The 18946-nt window shown below is 51.1% G+C and carries 16 protein-coding genes and 1 pseudogene; 15 read left to right on the top strand and 2 right to left on the bottom strand.

The genetic code is table 11. The annotated features are described in order from the left end of the window. Nucleotides 1-4 precede the first annotated feature (4 nt). Complete coding sequence (gene atpD, locus T504_RS0113190) at nt 5-1420, top strand: F0F1 ATP synthase subunit beta (protein WP_033171518.1); 1416 nt, start codon at nt 5-7, stop codon at nt 1418-1420. 3 nt (nt 1421-1423) lie between these two features. Further along, nucleotides 1424-1858, top strand: coding sequence for a F0F1 ATP synthase subunit epsilon (locus T504_RS0113185; protein ID WP_033171517.1), 435 nt, complete (start codon nt 1424-1426; stop codon nt 1856-1858). 51 nt (nt 1859-1909) lie between these two features. Here the strand turns inward: T504_RS0113185 and T504_RS0113180 are convergent, their stop codons facing one another. Further along, nucleotides 1910-2242 carry a hypothetical protein gene (locus T504_RS0113180; protein WP_033171516.1) on the bottom strand — a complete coding sequence of 111 codons (333 nt, stop codon included), beginning with the start codon at nt 2240-2242 and terminating at the stop codon, nt 1910-1912. 180 nt (nt 2243-2422) lie between these two features. Between T504_RS0113180 and T504_RS14075 the strand changes: the two genes are divergently transcribed. The 5 genes from T504_RS14075 to T504_RS0113155 all read left to right on the top strand — a co-directional run bounded on the left by T504_RS14075 (nt 2423) and on the right by T504_RS0113155 (nt 10910). Then, nucleotides 2423-5779: an EAL domain-containing protein gene (locus T504_RS14075; RefSeq protein ID WP_051635408.1), complete on the top strand. Its 3357-nt coding sequence runs from the start codon at nt 2423-2425 to the stop codon at nt 5777-5779. Between the two features lie 9 nt (nt 5780-5788). Continuing rightward, nucleotides 5789-6934, top strand: coding sequence for an acyltransferase family protein (locus tag T504_RS0113170; RefSeq protein ID WP_033171515.1), 1146 nt, complete (start codon nt 5789-5791; stop codon nt 6932-6934). Nucleotides 6935-7124: 190 nt separating this feature from the next. Further along, the gene (locus T504_RS0113165) at nt 7125-9041 is read left to right on the top strand and encodes a sigma-54-dependent Fis family transcriptional regulator (RefSeq protein WP_033171514.1); all 1917 of its coding nucleotides are present in this window, start codon (nt 7125-7127) and stop codon (nt 9039-9041) included. A 21-nt stretch (nt 9042-9062) separates the two neighbouring features. After that, on the top strand, nt 9063-9713 hold the full coding sequence (trmB, locus tag T504_RS0113160) for a tRNA (guanosine(46)-N7)-methyltransferase TrmB (RefSeq protein WP_033171513.1): 651 nt from the start codon (nt 9063-9065) through the stop codon (nt 9711-9713). A 12-nt stretch (nt 9714-9725) separates the two neighbouring features. Then, nucleotides 9726-10910: an FtsW/RodA/SpoVE family cell cycle protein gene (locus T504_RS0113155; protein ID WP_033171512.1), complete on the top strand. Its 1185-nt coding sequence runs from the start codon at nt 9726-9728 to the stop codon at nt 10908-10910. A 114-nt stretch (nt 10911-11024) separates the two neighbouring features. Here T504_RS0113155 and T504_RS0113150 read toward each other — a convergent pair whose 3' ends face one another. Further along, nucleotides 11025-11486, bottom strand: a complete 462-nt coding sequence (locus tag T504_RS0113150) for a nitrous oxide-stimulated promoter family protein (RefSeq protein WP_033171511.1) — start codon at nt 11484-11486, stop codon at nt 11025-11027. A 176-nt stretch (nt 11487-11662) separates the two neighbouring features. Between T504_RS0113150 and T504_RS0113145 the strand changes: the two genes are divergently transcribed. From T504_RS0113145 to T504_RS15005, 8 genes and pseudogenes are all read left to right on the top strand, one after another. Beyond that, on the top strand, nt 11663-11848 hold the full coding sequence (locus T504_RS0113145; RefSeq protein ID WP_074513796.1) for a hypothetical protein: 186 nt from the start codon (nt 11663-11665) through the stop codon (nt 11846-11848). 17 nt (nt 11849-11865) lie between these two features. Then, the gene (locus T504_RS0113140; RefSeq protein WP_033171509.1) at nt 11866-13143 is read left to right on the top strand and encodes a sensor histidine kinase; all 1278 of its coding nucleotides are present in this window, start codon (nt 11866-11868) and stop codon (nt 13141-13143) included. Further along, nucleotides 13143-14621 (top strand): aminotransferase class I/II-fold pyridoxal phosphate-dependent enzyme, encoded by a 1479-nt coding sequence (locus tag T504_RS0113135; RefSeq protein ID WP_051635407.1) that lies wholly within the window; start codon nt 13143-13145, stop codon nt 14619-14621. Before T504_RS0113140 ends, T504_RS0113135 begins: the two co-directional genes overlap by 1 nt. Further along, entirely contained in the window at nt 14618-15289 is a 672-nt protein-coding gene (locus tag T504_RS0113130; RefSeq protein ID WP_033171508.1) for a dTMP kinase, read from the top strand. The genes T504_RS0113135 and T504_RS0113130 overlap by 4 nt, the downstream gene beginning before the upstream one ends. A 23-nt stretch (nt 15290-15312) precedes the next feature. After that, complete coding sequence (gene rnmV / locus T504_RS0113125) at nt 15313-15858, top strand: ribonuclease M5 (protein WP_033171507.1); 546 nt, start codon at nt 15313-15315, stop codon at nt 15856-15858. Next, nucleotides 15855-16736, top strand: a complete 882-nt coding sequence (gene rsmA, locus T504_RS0113120; protein ID WP_173663284.1) for a 16S rRNA (adenine(1518)-N(6)/adenine(1519)-N(6))-dimethyltransferase RsmA — start codon at nt 15855-15857, stop codon at nt 16734-16736. Before rnmV ends, rsmA begins: the two co-directional genes overlap by 4 nt. Nucleotides 16737-16848: 112 nt before the next feature. After that, entirely contained in the window at nt 16849-18351 is a 1503-nt protein-coding gene (locus T504_RS0113115) for a Na+/H+ antiporter NhaC family protein (protein ID WP_033171582.1), read from the top strand. A gap of 113 nt (nt 18352-18464) precedes the next feature. Beyond that, a pseudogene (locus T504_RS15005) lies at nt 18465-18875 on the top strand (flagellin); the annotation flags it as partial. Nucleotides 18876-18946: the final 71 nt, after the last annotated feature.

Here is an 18946-nt window from a genome sequence, read left to right as displayed (position 1 = left end):
ACCATTGGCAACAAAAGGTAAAGTTGTACAGGTTATCGGACCTGTCGTAGATATTGAATTCCCCGCAGGGCAGCTGCCGGAAATTCTCAATGCAATCACGATCAAAGGCAAAGCTGGTGATGTTGACATCGACCTCGTCGTTGAGGTTATGCAGCATCTGGGTGACAGCGTAACCCGCTGCATCGCTATGAGCTCTACCGATGGTCTTACCCGTGGGATGGAAGCAGTCGATACCGGTGCTCCGATCACGGTTCCGGTCGGCAACGAAGTTCTCGGCCGTATCTTCAACGTCCTTGGTCAGACGGTTGACCATGACCCGACTCCGGTCGGCAACAAGGAAGCTTGGCCGATTCATCGTCCAGCTCCGAAATTCGATGAGCAGGAGACCAGCACGCAGGTTCTCGAAACGGGTATCAAGGTCGTTGACCTCATCGCTCCGTATGCCCGCGGTGGTAAAATCGGTCTGTTCGGTGGTGCAGGCGTCGGCAAGACGGTCCTCATCATGGAGCTTATCCACAACATCGCAAAAGAGCACGGCGGTTACTCGGTATTCGCTGGTGTCGGTGAGCGTACCCGTGAGGGTAATGACCTTTGGGGCGAGATGAAGGAGTCGAAGGTTATCGACAAGACCGCGCTCGTCTATGGTCAGATGAATGAGCCGCCAGGAGCACGTATGCGCGTTGCTCTGACGGGCCTTACGATGGCAGAGTATTTCCGTGATGTCCAGCATCAGGACGTGCTGCTGTTCGTCGACAACATCTTCCGTTTCATTCAGGCTGGTTCGGAGGTATCCGCACTGCTCGGCCGTATGCCGTCGGCAGTAGGTTACCAGCCGACGCTGACCACGGATATCGGTGCTCTGCAGGAGCGTATCACGTCCACGAAGCAGGGTTCCATCACGTCGGTTCAGGCTGTCTATGTCCCGGCCGATGACCTTACGGACCCGGCTCCGGCAGGTACGTTTACGCACCTTGATGCAACGACGGTTCTTTCCCGTCAGATTGCTGAGCTCGGTATTTATCCGGCCGTTGACCCGCTCGATTCCACGAGCCGTATCCTCAACCAGGAAGTCCTGGGTCAGGAACATTACGAAGTTGCTCGTGGCGTTCAGGCCGTTCTGCAGAAGTACAAAGAGCTGCAGGATATCATCGCCATCCTCGGTATGGAAGAGCTTTCCGATGAGGATAAACTCACGGTATCCCGTGCGCGTAAGATCCAGCGTTTCCTCTCGCAGCCGTTTCACGTTGCTGAGGTGTTCACGGGTTCCCCGGGTAAATACGTACCGCTCAAAGAGACGGTTCGCGGTTTCAAGGAAATCCTTGAAGGTAAATATGACGACCTGCCGGAGAATGCATTCTACATGGTAGGTACGATTGACGAAGCTGTGGAGAAAGCTAAGAAACTTAAAGAGGAGGAATAATCTATGGCGACTATCAAGCTAGAGATTGTCTCTCCGGATAAAGTTGTTTACTCCGCAGACATCAGCATGCTCATCGTCCGTTCCACGGGCGGCGAGCTCGGCATCCTGCCGAAACATGCTCCGCTGGTTACAGGGCTGGTACCGCATGCCATGCGCGTGCGTCTTGGCGCTGACCGCGATGAACAGCTCATTGCAGTGGCTGGTGGTTTTATGGAAGTTACGCCGGATAAGATTACGGTGCTCGCCACGGCAGCCGAGCAGCCGATTGATATCGACATCAATCGCGCCAAAGATGCTATGGCTCGCGCCAAAGAGCGTCTGGCCCTTCTTCATCAGGGGGCACCTGAAGCCAAGAATATCGATGTGGAGCGGGCTCAGCTCGCTATGCAGCGTGCTATGGCACGCCTGCGGGCAACGAAGACCGAGTTTCAGGAATAACCAAACAGCAAAAAGAGCTATCCGAATGGATAGCTCTTTTTTGATAGAATTTTATTTGTTGAACTCATGCCAGAGGGCAAGGCAGAACATGCCGATGGCAAGACCCATCGAGCAAAGGCTGGCTCGATTTACGTAAATACGAGCGTTCTCGGAAATCTTTGCATGGCGGTAAATATACGTCATGGCAAGCGAGAAGGTGAGCAGGACATACATCGCCCGGTTCAGGGCATCGAAAGTCTGCCAACCGAACAGGGTAACTACCAGGGTAAAGGAAATGACAGCCAACAGCAGATAGTCTTTTCCGATTTTTTCTTGCTCTTTTTTGCGTGGGTCTTCGACTTTAGGATAAACTTTTTTCTGTAATTTTTTATATTGCTTTGCCATAATGGAAGCTCCTTTGCTTTAAAATCAACAAAATCATTATACCATGACACGATGCAACGATACAAATCGTGAAGCATATTTTCGGATTCGGCGTAAAGATAGCAGGAATACGATTTTTTTGCGCGAAGATTATAAATACTAATATGCCGGAACTCGCCTGAAAGGATAGGGTGAATAACGATGAACATCGGAGCAGTAGGAAAAAAACTGGCGGCGAAAACGGATTTTTTGCCAGGCGGTTTCTTTATTTATAGAGCTGATGAGTCAGAAGAAATCTTATATGCGAATGAGCAGGTATTGAGGCTTTTTGAGTGTGAGACTTTTTCGGAGTTTTATCAATATGTAGGCGGTAGTTTTCGCGGTATGGTAAATCGCAATGAACTCGAGGCGGTTGAACAGGATATCGCGTATCAGGTAGAAACGCATGATAAACGGTTCGATCATGTGGCTTATTTCATTACGACGAAAAAAGGGGCCATTTCCTATGTCGAGGATTTTGGCCGCTTGGTGGATGATCCGGAAGAAGGGCTTCTTTATTATGTCTTTATTGCGGATGTCGAGATAAAGTCGCAAACGTTCGAAGTCGATCGGGTGACCGGGCTCATGAGTCTGCGGCGTTTTTTGGAGGCATCGCAGAAATTACTGCAATCTATGATGAATTCACCGGTGGCGAGACCGGTGGCATTTATTTTCGTAAACATACATAATTTCAAGCACTATAACATTCGCTATGGGCTTGAGGCTGGGGATGCCTGCCTCAAAGCAGTGGGGAAAATCCTGCAGGATATTTTTCCGCAGGACTATGTGGCGCGCCTCAATAATGACCACTTTGGGGTGTTGACACAGGAAAATAGCATTCAAGAGCGTCTGGAAAAGGTCCGAGAAGCAATAAAAGCGATAAGCGATGAAATGCTGCTGGAAATGAAAGCCGGGGTATTTGAGTGGGAAGACAAGCAGTCGATTCAACCGATTGTTGCGCTTGATTTTGCTAAGATAGCATGCGACAGTATCAGGAATAAGATTACCGCTTCGGTACAGTATTATTCGAAGGAGATTCATAAGCAACTGGAAATCTACGAATACGTATCGAGCCATATCGACGTGGCACTTGAATACCATTGGATAAAGCTTTATTATCAGCCAGTGGTTCGCACGCTGTCGAAAGAGCTTTGCAGTATGGAGGCGTTGGCTCGTTGGATAGACCCGATCTATGGCTTTTTGAATCCTGGTCAGTTTATCAGTGCCTTGGAGGACAGCGGGCAGATCTATAAGCTGGATATCTATATTGTTCGTGAGACCTGCCGGTTGATGCGGGAGCGCATGGATAAGCAGCTGGTAGTCGTGCCAGTGTCGTTCAATTTGTCGCGGCTGGATTTTTTGCTCTGCAATATTTTCCAGCAGATTGAAGAAGCCGTGGATAAGTATCGGATTCCACGGTATATGATCCATATCGAAATCACGGAGAGTATGCTCTTTGATAATGGGCTCTGCATGCAGACAGAGATCCAGAAATTCCATGATGCCGGCTATCAGGTCTGGATGGATGACTTCGGCAGTGGTTATTCGTCCCTTAACGTTTTGAAGGACTATCAATTCGATGAGATAAAGCTCGATATGATGTTTTTATCGTCCTTCAACGACCGGTCACAGGCAATTCTTACTTCGACGGTCGATATGGCCAAGAAAATTGGCATCCAAACTTTGGCAGAAGGAGTGGAGACGGAGGAGCAGTTTGAATTCTTGCGCAGTATTGGTTGTGAGAAAGTGCAGGGATATTTGTTTGGCAAGCCACTTCCGTTCCAGGAATCCATCGACAATATCATCAGCAAGGGACTGAAGATTGCCTCGCTGGATTGGCAGCACTACTACGATCAGGCTGGCCGCATCAATGTGATTACCGATCAGCCAACGGCGATTTTTGAAGATGATGGGAAAGTATTTCGGGTGTTATATGCCAATGGGGCGTTTTTTGAACAGCTCAAGGAAATGGAACTTCAAGGAATTTCCCAGCTTGAGCGCACGATAAATTCCAGATTTTCTTCGCTTCATTTGCGGCTTAGGGAATTTGTCAATAAACTGCGAAAGAATAAAAGAGAAGACGTGATGTTCTATTCCAATCGCGGGCAGTATTTGATGATGAAGTTTGAGTGTTCAGCGGCGTATGAGCATAAATGCTTGTACCGGGTCACCCTGATCAATCTATCGTCCGATAGTGAGAATGTGGCAAAGAAGCGGCTAGACCGCGTGATGCGCGAGGTCAGTACGCTGTTTGAGGATATCGTGCTGATTGATTTCGAACGGGATTGTGCCGAGCCGGTGCTGGTCTCCAAACAGGATGGGAGCAAGGCGAAGGGTAATGCCTATGGTCTCAAAGATTATCGCCGGTATATGGTTGAAGAGCTGCTTCATCCGGATGACCGGCAGCGGTATTTGGATTTTGTGACCGAGATGGACGTGCATGAGCACATTGCTGAGAGTCAGGTGGGTTATGTGGAAGGCTTCTTCCGAACCAAAAATCAGGATGGAACCTATTCCTGGCGGCAGTATATTTGGTTGCATATGGACAATAATTCTGATAATCTTGTATTGTTGTGCGTAAAACAGGCAAACCTCGAAGATGTGTCCTTGGTAGAAACCATCATGCAGAGCGAAAACCGCGATGTTGAGGGGAAAGAGACCTTTTCGCAGGCGCGGCGTAACCAGCAGCAGCAAGCGATGCTTTGGCGCAATCTTATGCGACAGACCCAGGATTGTTATTTTTGGAAAGATGAAAATCGCCGCTTTCTGGGGGTCAGTCAGGCATTCCTCGATTATTACGGGATAAAATCGTTGGAGGATATCGTCGGCAAAAATGACGAGGAGATGCACTGGCATGTGGACGATCAGCCCTATAAGAGCGATGAGCTTGATGTTATTGCCAAGGGGCAGGTGGTTCGTGATGCACCGGGGAATTGCATCATCAAGGGGATTGCGCATTCGATTGTTTGCAACAAATGGCCGCTGTATGATCGCGGCCGGATTGTTGGATTGATGGGATATTTTCGGGATGCGGACAGGCTGCAGCAACGCATGGTAAATATTCTGAGCGATGTGCGGCAGGATAAGGTAACGGATCTCATGAACGAAAAAGGCTTTTATGAAGTGTATTTTGATTATGAGGAACAGATGCAGTATCACGGCCGTAAATTTGGCCTTATTCTTGTAGAATGGGAGGATTATAGGAGTCTGATGAGGCCGCTGGAATCTGCTTCGGTGGATGAATGTTTGCGTTTGATTGCGGACCGGCTGCGTAATAGTTGTGGAAAAGAGTGCTCGGTGGCGCGGATAAAAGGTGGCGTATTCGGGGTGCTTAGTTACTTTGAGAAACCTGGGGAACTTGAGAACCGGGTGGCGGATATCCAGCAGCAGTTTCGAGGCGCGTTTGTGGTGCAGCAAAAGACAGTAGAGTTAAAGCTGTTGTGCAGCATCACGCTTTGCACGGAAGCAGATTCTGTGGAGAAACTCTACCAGGTTGGCAAAAAGAAATTGAAAAAGTGAGGATTTTTGATGCGGATCAAAGCAAAGAAAGAGCGGTTGGAATCCCTCGATGTATTTCGAGGATTGGCCATCGTATGCATGATAATGGTAGATGCCGTGCCAGATTTTGAGCAGGCATATCCCTGGATGCTTCATACGACGTGGCAGGGAATATCGTTTGCCGATATGGCGTTCCCAGGATTTGTATTTGCGATGGGAGCGGCAGCTGCCATCTGGCTGCAAAAGCATGAGCGGGAATGGTGGCCGGAGATGCTCGGCAAGGTAATGCATCGGGCTGGGATTTTGTTCCTGCTCGGCATTTTATACAACGTCATGCCGATTCTTTTCCAGCATCTACTTCTGCCGGGGACGGCAGTTGGGTCGCTTTGGTCGGATTTGTGGGGCCAGGGAAGGCTCTTTGGGGTGTTGCAGCGCTTGGCGATGGTTTATGCCGTGGGCATTGTGCTGGGACGCGTTTTGCATACGAAAATCGATTTGCTTATGGCCGCACTTTTTTTTCTGTTGGTATCATCCGTGGGATTTCATTGCTTTTCGCCGGATGCGCCTTTTGCGCAAGCGGACAATATCAGTTCGGCTATCGATCAGGTCATTCCGGGATCAGCCCATTGCTACATGGGGGCATCCTTTGATCCGGAAGGGCTTTATGGGACCATTGCCTGCACGGCTTCGATGCTGCTGGGAATGCTTGCAGGACGGTTGCTGTTGGAGAACACGCCGGAGGCGCTATTGCAATTGTTAAGCTATGGCATCGTATTGGCTGGTGCAGGGGTTATTTGGAATCAGGTGGACATCATAAGCAAGCCGTTGTGGACAGCCCCTTATGTACTCTTTACCAGCAGTGCCTTTATGTTGCTCGCGCTCTTGTTGCATGTCCTGTTTTCGCTTCTGCCGAAACTGTCGTCGTTTTGCTTTCATCCGTTCCGCGTCTTTGGCATGAATCCTATTTTGATTTATATGTTGACGGGAGCAGCACTTACGCTTTTATGGATGTTGCCTTCGCCGGAGGCGGCACTTTTTCCACGGCTGTGGGGGATGACGGTCAAGGGAATCGGGGGAATTCCATTTAGTATTTTTTTGTTTACGGTTCTTTGGTGCAGCTGTTGGTGGGGATTGGCAGAGTACTTGTATCGTCGCCGTATCTTTATCAAGATTTAACCACATCGGCGGTTATTTGAAGTTTGTTCTTTTTAGCGAGTCAAATTTATAGATTTTGCTGGGAAATAGGACAAAAGGAATTGCATGATAACGGGATGCTTGGTAAAATGTAAGTTACGATATTTACGAAACGAGAAAATTCCGGAAGAGATCCGGAAAAGGAAATAGAGGATTAACAGGAGGCTGAGCTATGATTAGAGAACATCGCAGCAGAAGCAAACTCGAAGCTTATTATCAGAAATTCACGGAAGAGGGGATACTCGACCCGAACGTCCATCCTTGGGTGGCGGAGTCCTGGAAAAAGAGCCAGAGTCTTGCCATCAATCGCGAGAAAATGGAAGTGGAGCACAAGCTGTCCAAGGAGGAATTCTTGGAGCTGCAGAACAAGCACCGCGATGCGATTGATTACTTGAGCAAACTCAGCGAAGGGATTCGCGAATTTTTCCAGGAGTACAATCTGAGTTTGTTGCTCGTCGATGCAGACTGCACGGTGCTCAAGAGCTATTCGCTGCCGTTTTACCAAATGACGCCGGGAGAAATCGAAGGAACCCGCGTCGGTGTAGAAGAAGTCGGTACGTCGTCCATCTGCATTGCTTACGAGCATCAGACGCCGTTCTGGATGTTTGGACCGGAGATGTGGGTCAAAGAGTGTCAGCTCGGTGACGCTTGCTCGGCGCCAGTCAAGGTAAATGGCGAGTTCCATTACATCATCACGCTGGTATCGATGGAGCAGATTGCTATGCCGCAGGATGCGGTCATTTCGCTGCTCTTGACGATGAAGACCGCATTGGAGGAGCATCTGACTGAGGCAATGCGCATCAAGGCCGAGGAGGCAATCCTCGACGCAACGCCGTTTGCCGTCTATCATGTCATGCCAGGTGGTGAGGTCGCTTATGCAAACCAGCTCGGTCATACGCGTCTTGAGGGCATCGGTGCGAAGAAGAATGAGGCCGGCCGCCATACGTCCAACCTCAACGATGTCATCATGAACTATCAGCACACCCCAATCTACAAGGGATTCCGTGGGGTGCCGTCCTACAATAAAGAAGTCACTTGGATTACGCCGGCTAAGACGTATGAAGATATTACGACGGTTGTGCCGTTGGAACGGGATGAGGATCAGGCGGTTCAGAGCGTCGTTGTCGTCTCCATGCCGATTGAAGATTTGCGTACCCTGGTGGCACATGCCGCTGGCTACACGGCAAAATACAGCCTCAACTCTATGGTCGGTGACGGTTCGACGTTCCAGAGTGTTCGCAATAAGGCGGCCCGCGTTGCCAAGAACCACCATCATGTATTGATTCAGGGCGAGGCTGGTACCGGCAAGCAGCGCATGGCGCATGGTATCCATCAGGCAAGCTCGCGCGCCGCAGGTCCGCTTATCACGCTTCGCTGCGGCGATGCTACGCCGGAACTTCTCGAGCAGGAGCTTTTCGGTGTCATGCTGAATCCAGAGGTTAGCCATCAGGGGCGTCTGGAACTGGCTTCGGGTGGTACGCTGTTCCTCGACGAGATCGAGAAAATGCCGAAGAACATTGCCCAGCAGCTGGCGCGTGCCTTGGATGAAGGCAAGACTTGCCGTGTGGGCGAATCCGTCGAGCGCACGATTGATGTCCGCATCATCGCGGCGTGCGACAGCGATCTCAAACGCCTTACCGAGCGCGGGCTCTTTGCACGTGAGCTCTATGACATTGTGAGCCGCAGCGTGGTTCGCGTACCGGCCCTTAGAAGTCGTCGGGAAGATATCCCAGCGCTTGCCCGTCATATTATCGGCGAGCTGGCTGAACAGCATCAGATGGAGTCGAAACGCATTCTGCCGGAGACGGAGAAAGTTCTGGAAGAATACGATTGGCCAGGCAACATCAAGCAGTTGCAAAGCGTGTTGGAGTATGCGTTCTTCAATACGCCGGGAGCTGAAATCGGCCCGGCTAACATCAGCCTGATGGGCGATGTTAAACCTGATAACAAATGGAAAGAAGATAAAGAGGTGTTCGTCAAGGCTTGGCAGGCAGCCGGTGGGAATGTCAGCCGCTTGGCAAACCTCTTGAATGTCAGCCGTGTTACGCTGTATCGTTACCTCAAGAAATATGGCCTGGAGAAGAAATAACGAGGATAAAGGAGCAAGATTGTGCGTTTAAGAAGAAAACCCTGGGTGGATGAGGCAATCCACGAATTTGATGCATTTGTCATCAGCCGCGATCAGGAGATTGGTGAAGAGAAAAAGGGGAAATGGGCGGAGATTTTTGGCCGTCAGGCACCGCTTCATGTTGAATTGGGAACGGGAAAAGGCGATTTCATCAGCCAGCTGGCAGAGCGCAACCCCGATATCAACTATATTGGCATTGAAGCTCAGCAGGATGTGCTCTATTCCGCTGCCAAGAAGATTGCGGAAAAGGAACTTACCAATGTGCGTCTGCTCGTTTTTGATATTAACAATATCGAAAACATCTTTGCGGAAGATGAGGTAGATCGGTTCTACATCAATTTCTGTGACCCATGGCCGAAGAAGCGTCATGCGAAACGCCGCCTGACCCATGTGGGCTTTTTGGAGAAATACCGCCGTCTTTTGAAGAAGCCGGGTGAGCTTCATTTCAAGACGGATAATCGTCCGCTTTTTGATTTTTCCCTGGAGCAGTTCGAGGAAGCAAAATTGCCGGTCCGCGATGTTTCGTTTGACCTTCATGCCGAGAACCGTCCCGACAACATCATGACCGAGTATGAACGCAAGTTCAGCGGTTTTGGTGAGAAGATTAACCGCTGTGAGGTTATCTTTCCGTAAGGGGGCAATATCATGCGGATAAGGAAGACCCTGTGGAGCAATGATGCAGAACCGATCATCGTCATCATGGTTATTCTCTTGGTCTTGGGGACGATTAACGTTTTTAGTTCTAGTTTCGTCCTGTCGACAATCGATTATGAGACACCGTATCACTTTTTGATTCGCCATACGATTTGGCTCGGAATCGGGTTGATTGCTTTTCTGGTTTGCCGGCGCATCAATTACCGGCGCTGGCGCAACTGGATGCCGATGCTGCTGATGGTGATGCTTGTGTCGCTAGCGGCCGTTCTCGTGGTGGGAAACAGCGTCAATGGTGCTAAGCGTTGGCTGGGCGTCGGTGCTATCGCCTTCCAGCCGGCGGAGTTTGCCAAATTGCTCAGCCTGATGCTGGCAGCGGCGGTTTTGGCCAGTCAGATAAAACGGGGCAAAGAGATATCGGTCGTCAATCTGCAGTATGGTATTATCGCGATTATGGCCGGTCTTACGGAGTTGGAACCGGATTTGGGAACGGCGGCGATTATTTGCGGTGTGCCGCTTATCATGTCCGTGGTAGCCGGGATGAACGTTATGAAAATCGTTCGCATGGGAGCTGTTGTCCTAGCCGGTGTTGTAGGTTTGATTTTCCTGCAGCCCTATCGCTTGAACCGAATCAAGATCATGCTTGACCCATGGTCGGATGCGCAGGGAATCGGTTATCAGACCGTTCAGTCGTTGTCGACTATCGGCTCCGGTGGCTTTTGGGGCATGGGGCTTGGCGATGGCGTCAGCAAATACGAGTATCTGCCTGAGGCCCATACGGATTTTGCGTTCGCGATCTTCTGTCAGGAGCATGGCTATGTCGGTGCCTTGATGGTTTTCCTGTTGTTCGCCTTGATGATTTTCTTTTGTGTCCGCATTGCGAATCGAGCAGAAGATGAATTCGGACAGATTTTGGCTACGGGCATCATGCTGCTCATCTTGGGACAGGCTTTGGCGAATATGGCCATGGTTGGCGGCATGTTCGCCGTCGTCGGTGTACCGCTGCCCTTTATCAGCTATGGCGGATCTTCCCTGCTGGTCACGATGATAGCGATGGGAATTCTATTAAACATCTGCGACCACGGTCATAAACCGCAGCCCCAATTTGCCTCGAAGCAATCCGATTCGGAAGAAAAAAAAGACAAGGAAGAACGCCCTTCCTTGCATTTGGTAAAATAAATATCAGCGATAAAAAGTCCGAGGACTCGCGGCGAAGAGTCCTCGGACTTTTTGCGTAATGATAGAAAACGCCCCGTTGGCAAATAGGTCAACGGGGCGCTGTATTTCAGCTGGTTATTTTTTTGCTTTTCTGTCTTTGGCGCGTTTCTTGGACGCTTCTTCTTTGGCTTTGACCTTGTCGTCGATTTTTTTTGCCTGCTGATATTTGGCATAATCAACGCCCATGCTGGCCAGTTTGTGTTTGAAAGCCATGATGGGGTGGCGCAGGAACATGCGCTTCTGACTGGAACCCATGACATGCAGGAATTCCTGGGCCTGTTTGGAGCCAAAGCAGTTGACGGTGCGGTCACAACGATCGCAGATTGGTTTGGTGATACCGTACGGGCAGCGGTTCATCTTGGTCATAACCGTGGCGAGTAGTGCTGTGCATTTGGGGCAAAGCGTATCGCCGGAAGTTTTGTGATGGCTATGGCAATAGATGCCGAAGGTCTTGCGGATGTTGGCTTTTTCTTTCGGGATGTTGTTCTTTATTTCTACCGGTTTCCTTGTCGGCAAGAAACGAGAAAAAATGCTCATATTGAATCACCTTTCAGTATGTTAGAAATGGGTCAAAGTTTTGACACTTCTTTTATTTTAAAGGTATTTGGGGATAAAAGCAAGTCTCGCTTGACTTCCCGATTTTTCATAGTAAAATTTAAAGGAGAGTAAGTTGGGATAAGTGTGCATACCCGGAGGTGAGCAGTATTTCTTTCTTGAAACAACATGGCAAAGCAATATCCAATTTACTGGTGGTATTGCTGGTAATTGGTGCAATTTATACAAAGGTCCAGGAAAACGGAGCGGATTCCTTATTCAGGATGTCGGACTTGCAGATTTTGGCAGGAGCGATTTTGGGGTTGCTGGTAATTCGCTGGTTTAACAAGCGGCATAAGAAGTAAAAATAGGGAGGAACAGTATGGCAGCCCTCAACAATGAATCCCTGATGGATGGCAATGGTGGTATCAAGGAAGGTTCCCTGAAAAGCATCCTGACGAATACCATTGACACGATTGAAAATAGTAAATCGCAGATTTTTGAAATATACGAAACAGCCCGTACAGAGGTTGAAAATAGTAAAAAGCAGCTGCAGGAATTAAAAGAGCAGGCGCGGCAGACGATTGACCGGGTGGATGAGCTGGCGAAGAAAGAGCAGCGGGAAAAACAGCATCTGGTCATGGTCAGCGGCAATTTCCAGGATTATTCCGAAGAGAAAATCCGTGCCAGCTATGAAGCAGTCAAGAACGTCCAGGTTGAGCTCGGTGTCGAGAGGGAGAAGGAACAGGCCCTGCGACAGCAGCGTGACAAACTGGAACTTCGCCTGCGCCATTTGCAGGTGATGCTGGTTCAGGCAGAGCATCTGGCACTGGCGATTGGCTCGGTGCTTTCGTATTTGAGCTCGCAGGTCAGCGGGGTAGTCTGGAAAATCGAAGCGGTCCAGAAGGATAAGTTCGTTGGGGCGCGCATCATCAAGGCGCAGGAAGAGGAACGCTATCGTGTCTCGCGAGAGATTCACGATGGCCCGGCGCAGGATTTGGCAAACCTCATTTTCCAGACCTCGATTGCGGAAAAACTCATTGATTATGACCCGGAAGAAGCTAAGCGTACCTTGCAGGAGCTGCGGCAGCAGATTCGTGACTGCTTGAGCAATGTGCGTCAGGTTATCTTCGACATGCGTCCGATGGCGCTGGATGACTTGGGACTAGCCCCGGCAATCAATCAGCTGGTGGGACGGCTGGCTTCCCGTGGCATTCTGTCGACGGATTTCAGTGTCGATGGCAAATCGTATGATTTGCCGAAACACGTAGAGATTGCCATTTTCCGTGTGGTGCAGGAGGCTTTGAACAATGTCGCGCATCACGCGGGAACGGATAAGGCGCGGGTTCGCCTGTTATACCAGCCGCAGGCCTTGTCGGTATTGGTAGAGGATGAGGGCAAGGGCTTCGATGCGGAGGCTGACCCCGAGATTCCCGATGTTCCGGCGGGCGAAATCCTGGCAGATGGTACGGATCATGCCGGACAGTTTGGCATTATGGGCATGAAGGAGCGCGCCAAGATTATCGGTGCGGACCTCAATGTGCTGTCTACTATTGGCAAGGGCACCCGCATACATCTGCGCGTACCCAACAAGCTTCCTGGTGCCAAGAAGGAAGACGTAAAGGTAATCAACACTCCCGATAAGGGTAAAAAATCGTGATGAAAAAAGATCGTTCAATCCAATCAAATCAGCTAAGAGCGCCGATTGCGGAGGCTATGCAGGCTTACGCGCGAGACGGCGCTCTCGCTTTTCATACGCCGGGACATAAACAGGGGCTCGGCGCGCATCCACTGCTCAAAAATCTCATTACGGAGGAGGGACTTCGCGAGGAAGTCTCGCTGATGGAGGAACTCGACGACCTCCATGAGCCGACGATGTGCATCCGCGAAGCGCAGGAACTAGCCGCGGAGCTTTATGGTGCCGATGCGGCCTATTTTATGATTAACGGCACGAGCGGTGCCATCCATACAATGCTGATGGCGGCGCTCCGTCCTGGGGATACCGTGCTGGTTCCGCGCAATGCACACCGTTCGATGATTGGCGGCATCATTCTGGTAGGGGCAAAGCCTGTCTTTATCCAGCCGGAAATCGACGAACGGCTTGGCATTGCCATGGGCTTGCGCCTAAGCGATATTCGCAGGGCTATTGCCGAGCATCCCGAGGCTAAGGCATTGGCACTGGTCTATCCGACCTATTATGGGGTCACCGTGGATTTATCGGCCATTGCTGACGAATTGCACGCGCATGGCATGCTGCTGCTCGTGGATGAAGCCCATGGTCCGCATCTGAAGTTTTCGGATAAATTGCCACCGCAGGCCATCGACGCCGGGGCTGACATGGCGGCGCAAAGTACGCATAAGATTGTCGGAAGCCTTACGCAGACTTCCATGCTGCTCGTCAAGGGGCCGCGCGTGCGCGCGGAGCGTGTCCGTCAGGCAGCAAGCCTTTTGCAGTCGACAAGTCCCAATCAGTTATTGCTCGCGTCACTTGACATCGCCCGTCTGCAGCTGGCTGAAGATGGCGCCGAGAAAGTTGGCCGTGCGGTGAAACTCGCGGAAAAACTCCGCCAGGATATCAATCGGATCGATGGGCTGTGGTCCTTTGGAGCTGATTATCTGCAGACAGAAGGGGCGTCGGGCCTTGACCTCACGAAAGTTACGGTTAGCCTTCGGGAGCTGGGCATCAGCGGGCCACAGGCCGAAGAAGTCTTGCGTCATGAGTACAAGATTCAATGCGAGCTTTCCGATGCCTATAATTTGCTATTTATTATTTCGTATGCGGATACGGAGCATGAGACGGCTGTTTTGCTGGAGGCTCTGAAAAAACTTTCGGCGCGTTTTTCCGCAGGGGAAAGATTCTCGGTTCCGGCAAAGCTTCCTGCCGTGCCAGAACTTGGCATGACGCCGCGGGAGGCCTTCTTTGCCGCCTATGAGCAGGTTCCTTTTGACAGGGCGGCAGGGCGCATCGCCGCAGAGCAGTTGATGTTCTATCCGCCGGGGATTCCGATACTGGCGCCGGGGGATAGAATTGACCCATCAAGTCTTGCCTATATTCGTGCCATGCAGCAGCTCGGGCTCAAAGTAGTGGGGCCGCAGGATACCAATCTAGAGACATTAAAGGTAGTGAAAGAATCGTGAGCAAAGGAAAACTCATCATTATAGAAGCCGGCGATGGCTCGGGCAAGGCCACGCAGACCAAGGCCCTTTACGACCATTTGGTCCGGGATGGCTATCGCGTCCATCGCATCGAGTTCCCCGATTATGAGGCCGACTCGTCAATGCTGGTGCGCATGTACCTGCGCGGGGACTTTGGCGGCCATGCCGAGGATGTCAACGCTTTTGCGGCCTCGACTTTTTTCGCCGTTGACCGTTATGCGTCGTTCCGCATGAAGTGGAAAGAATTCTACGACAATGGCGATATCATCCTGGCTGACCGCTATACGACAAGCAACATGGTCCATCAGGCCGTTAAGCTCACCGATGCCAAGGAGCGCGAAGCGTTCCTCGACTGGCTTTGGGATTTCGAGTTCGTGAAAATCGGTCTGCCTGTCCCCGACAAAGTCGTATTTCTCGATATGGCCCCCCATGTTGCCGACAAGCTCATTGCGGCCCGGGCCAAGGAAACAGGGGCAGAGAAGGATATCCACGAAAAGGATACCAGTTATCTGCACCGCTGCCATGCGGCCTATCTGGAACTGGCGGCCAAATATGACTGGTCAAAAGTCATCTGCAGTGAAGGCGGCGAGCCCCGCAGCATTGCGGCAATTCATGACGAGGTCTATGAGGCGGTCAAGACTGTACTTTAAACCGGAAGGATACGAGGAGTTTTATGATAAAAGAAGTATTAGTTGTCGAGGGTAAAATGGATGTGGTGGCCATCGACAAAGCAGTCGAGGCCGACTGCATCATCACCGAGGGCTTTAACCTAAAGCCACAAGCTCTCAAGAATATCGAGCAAGCCTACAAGAAACGCGGCATCATCATCATGACCGATCCGGATTCGGCTGGCGAGCGCATTCGTCTGTATCTTTCGCGCCGTTTCCCGAATGCCAAGCACGCCTTTGTGCCGGTAGAAGATGCTACGGATAACGATGATATCGGCATCGAACAGGCCAAGCCCGATGCCATCCGCAAGGCGCTGGAAAAAGTGCGTACGCTGGACTGGGAGCCGACGAAGAATTTCACGGGCGCGGACCTCATCAAGCACGACCTGTCGGGCGCGAAAAGCGCCAGCCAGCGCCGTGCCCGCTTGGGCGCAATCCTCGGTCTTGGTTTTGCTAATGCCAAGACCTTTTTGAAACGGCTCAATCACTATGGAGTAACGAGAGAAGAATTTGCTGACGCCGTGGCGCAGCTTGATAAGGAGGAAGTATGAACCACCAGGATGAAGAAATTTTGCAGCCGAAAATTGCCAGCCGTTCCGTAACCAATCATATTCTGAAGGCTTTTGGCCTGCGCATGAGCAAGAAACTCGGCCAGAACTTCCTGATTGATGCGAGCATCGTGCAGGGCATTGTCGATGCAGCTGAGATTCAGCCGGGAGAACGTGTACTGGAAATCGGCCCGGGAATCGGTACGCTGACCCAAGGCCTTGCCGAGGCTGGTGCCGAGGTTACAGCGGTCGAGCTGGATAAGAAACTGCCAGCAGTGCTGGCGGAGACGCTCAAGGCCTATGACAACGTCACCATCGTGCCGGGAGATATCCTCAAGGTGAACATTCCGGAAATCATGGGGGAGGGGCCGTTCAAGGTAGCGGCTAACCTGCCGTACTATATCACGACGCCGATTCTCATGACGCTTTTGGAGCGCCATCTGCCGATTACGCGCATGGTCACGATGGTACAGAAGGAAGTCGCTGAGCGCATGATTGCTAAGCCGGGGTCCCGTACCTATGGTGCCCTGTCGGTAGCCGTCCAGTATTATACGGAACCGGAAATTGTCCTCGACGTTCCACCGCGTTCCTTTATCCCCGCGCCGGAAGTCGACAGCGTCGTCATCGCCTGCAAGGTTCGTGAAACGCCAGCCGTTGACGTCATGGACGAGAAGATGTTCTTCCGGGTGGTAAAGGCAGCCTTTGGCCAGCGCCGCAAAACTCTTTCGAATGCCTTGAAGGGAGGCGGTTTCCCGAAGGAGCAGGTCCGCGATGTGATGGAGGCCGCTGGCATTGAAATGACACGCCGCGGTGAGACGCTCTCGCTCGAGGAGTTTGCGAAGCTCGCGGATGAATTCACAAAGATTGCAAAAAATGCTTAATTTTTTATTGATACTATGCAAAAAATGTTATACAATAGTACACGTGAAAAAACAAAGTTTGTAATATTGTAATGTTGTAATGTACAAGTATAACAGAAGGTAGGTTATGTTCATGGCAGAATCCGTCTGGTCTGTATTGCCACCAGTCATCACGATTGCGCTGGCTCTCTGGACGAAAGAAGTTTATATGTCGCTGATTATCGGTATTTTTTCCGGAGCCCTGCTCTTTACGGGCGGCAACATCCTGGAAGCTATCCTGACGATGTTTGCCGTCATGTCGGATAAAGTTGGCGGCAATGTCAACATTCTCGTATTCCTGGTCATCCTCGGTATTCTCGTGGCGGCTATCACGCGCAGTGGTGCAACCCGCGCCTATGGAGAATGGGCAGCCAAGGCAATCAATGGCAAGCGTAGTGCTTCGCTGGTTACGGCGCTCTTGGGACTGGTCATCTTCATCGATGATTATTTCAACTGTCTGACGGTCGGTACGGTCATGCGTCCGGTCACCGATAAATTCAAGATTGCGCGCACGAAGCTCGCGTATATCATCGATGCGACGGCGGCACCAATCTGCATCATCGCTCCGGTATCGAGCTGGGCGGCTGCGGTAGGTTCCTCGCTGCCGGAGGGCAGTGAGATCGATGGCTTCTCGCTGTTCCTGCAGACGATTCCGTTCAATCTCTACGCGTGGCTGACGCTTATCTTTATGGTTTTCCTGATTTGGACGGGCCGTGACTACAGCACGATGGCTAAGAGCGTCCGCGAAAGCAATGAGAACTTTGTCGTTCCCAAAGAATATCAGGATACGACAGGCATCAAGCATGAAGAGGAAGGCAATGGCAAAATCATCGATCTGTTGCTGCCGTTATTCGTTCTGATTGCGGCCTGCGTTTATGGCATGCTTTACACGGGCGGCATTCATGAGGGCAAGAGCATCGCCGATGCCTTTGCGAACTGCGATTCTTCGAAGTCTTTGGTACTTGGTTCCTTTATCGCGTTTATCTTTACAGGCTTCCTCTATCTGCCGCGCAAAGTCATTTCGTTCAATGCCTTCTGTGACAGTTTCGGCTGGGGCTTCAAGGCCATGACGCCGGCTATCTTTATCCTCTGCCTTGCCTGGACGCTTTCGGGTATCTGCAGTGATAAATATCTGAACCTTGGTGGTTTCGTTGGCGGTATCGTCAGTGCCAACGCATCGCTTATCATGTTCCTGCCGCCGATTTTCTTCCTCGTGGCTATGGGCCTGGCCTTTGCAACGGGAACGTCCTGGGGAACGTTTGGTATCCTTATCCCGATTGCGGTAGCAGTTGTCGGTATGGACCCGAATATGCTCGTCGTCTGTGTAGCAGCTATCCTGTCTGGTGCTGTCGGCGGCGACCATGCTTCGCCGATTTCCGATACGACAATCCTCGCGTCGGCCGGTGCCCAGTGTCATCACATTGACCACGTCAACACACAGCTGCCATACGTCATGACGGTAGCGGGCTGCTGTGTAGCTGGTTATGTAGTTGACGGCATCACCGCCAATGGCTGGCTTGGCCTTGGCGCCGCCTTGGCCTGCCTGGTAGCTGTAATGGCCGCCATCCTGACCAAGGTGCCATCGCTTGAAAAATAATAACAACATATAGCCTTCCCCTCTGGGGAAGGCTTTTTTTATATTACTACTTATTTTTTTCGCTGATTTATTCGATATTATTATAGAGGTGTCTGTAAAAATAGCTTCAAAGGATGGGCGCTATGATTATCAACAACAACAGTGCGTCGATGATGACGCTGGGTGAATTGAATAAAAACATCAGCAAGGGCGGCAAGCAGCTGAAAAAACTCGCCTTAGGCGAACGCATAACCGGCGCCGGCGATGATGCGTCGGGTTACTCGATTTCCGAGCGGATGCGGGTGAGGATTCGTGCGCTTGACCAGGATGAACAAAACGTTCAGAATGGCCAGGCTCTTTTGAATGTCGCCGAGGGAGCGATCCAGTCACAGATAGAACTGATGAAGACCATCAAGCAGAAAGTCATCGATGCGGATAACGATACGAACACGGATGTCGACCGTGCGACCATCCAGAAAGAAATCAATCACGCCTATCAGCAAATCGAAGACATTGCCCAGGAGACAAACTACAACGGCGTCCGGCTGCTCGTTGGCGACCACGTCGAAGAAACCGTTCGCAGCTGGGTGCTCAAAAGCAATTCCTCCTTGCTCGA

The sequence above is a fragment of the Selenomonas sp. ND2010 genome, from assembly GCF_000702005.1.
Classification (GTDB): domain Bacteria; phylum Bacillota; class Negativicutes; order Selenomonadales; family Selenomonadaceae; genus Selenomonas_A.
The sequence above is the reverse complement of the archived record's forward strand: the minus strand, read 5'-3'. Positions and strand labels throughout refer to the sequence as shown.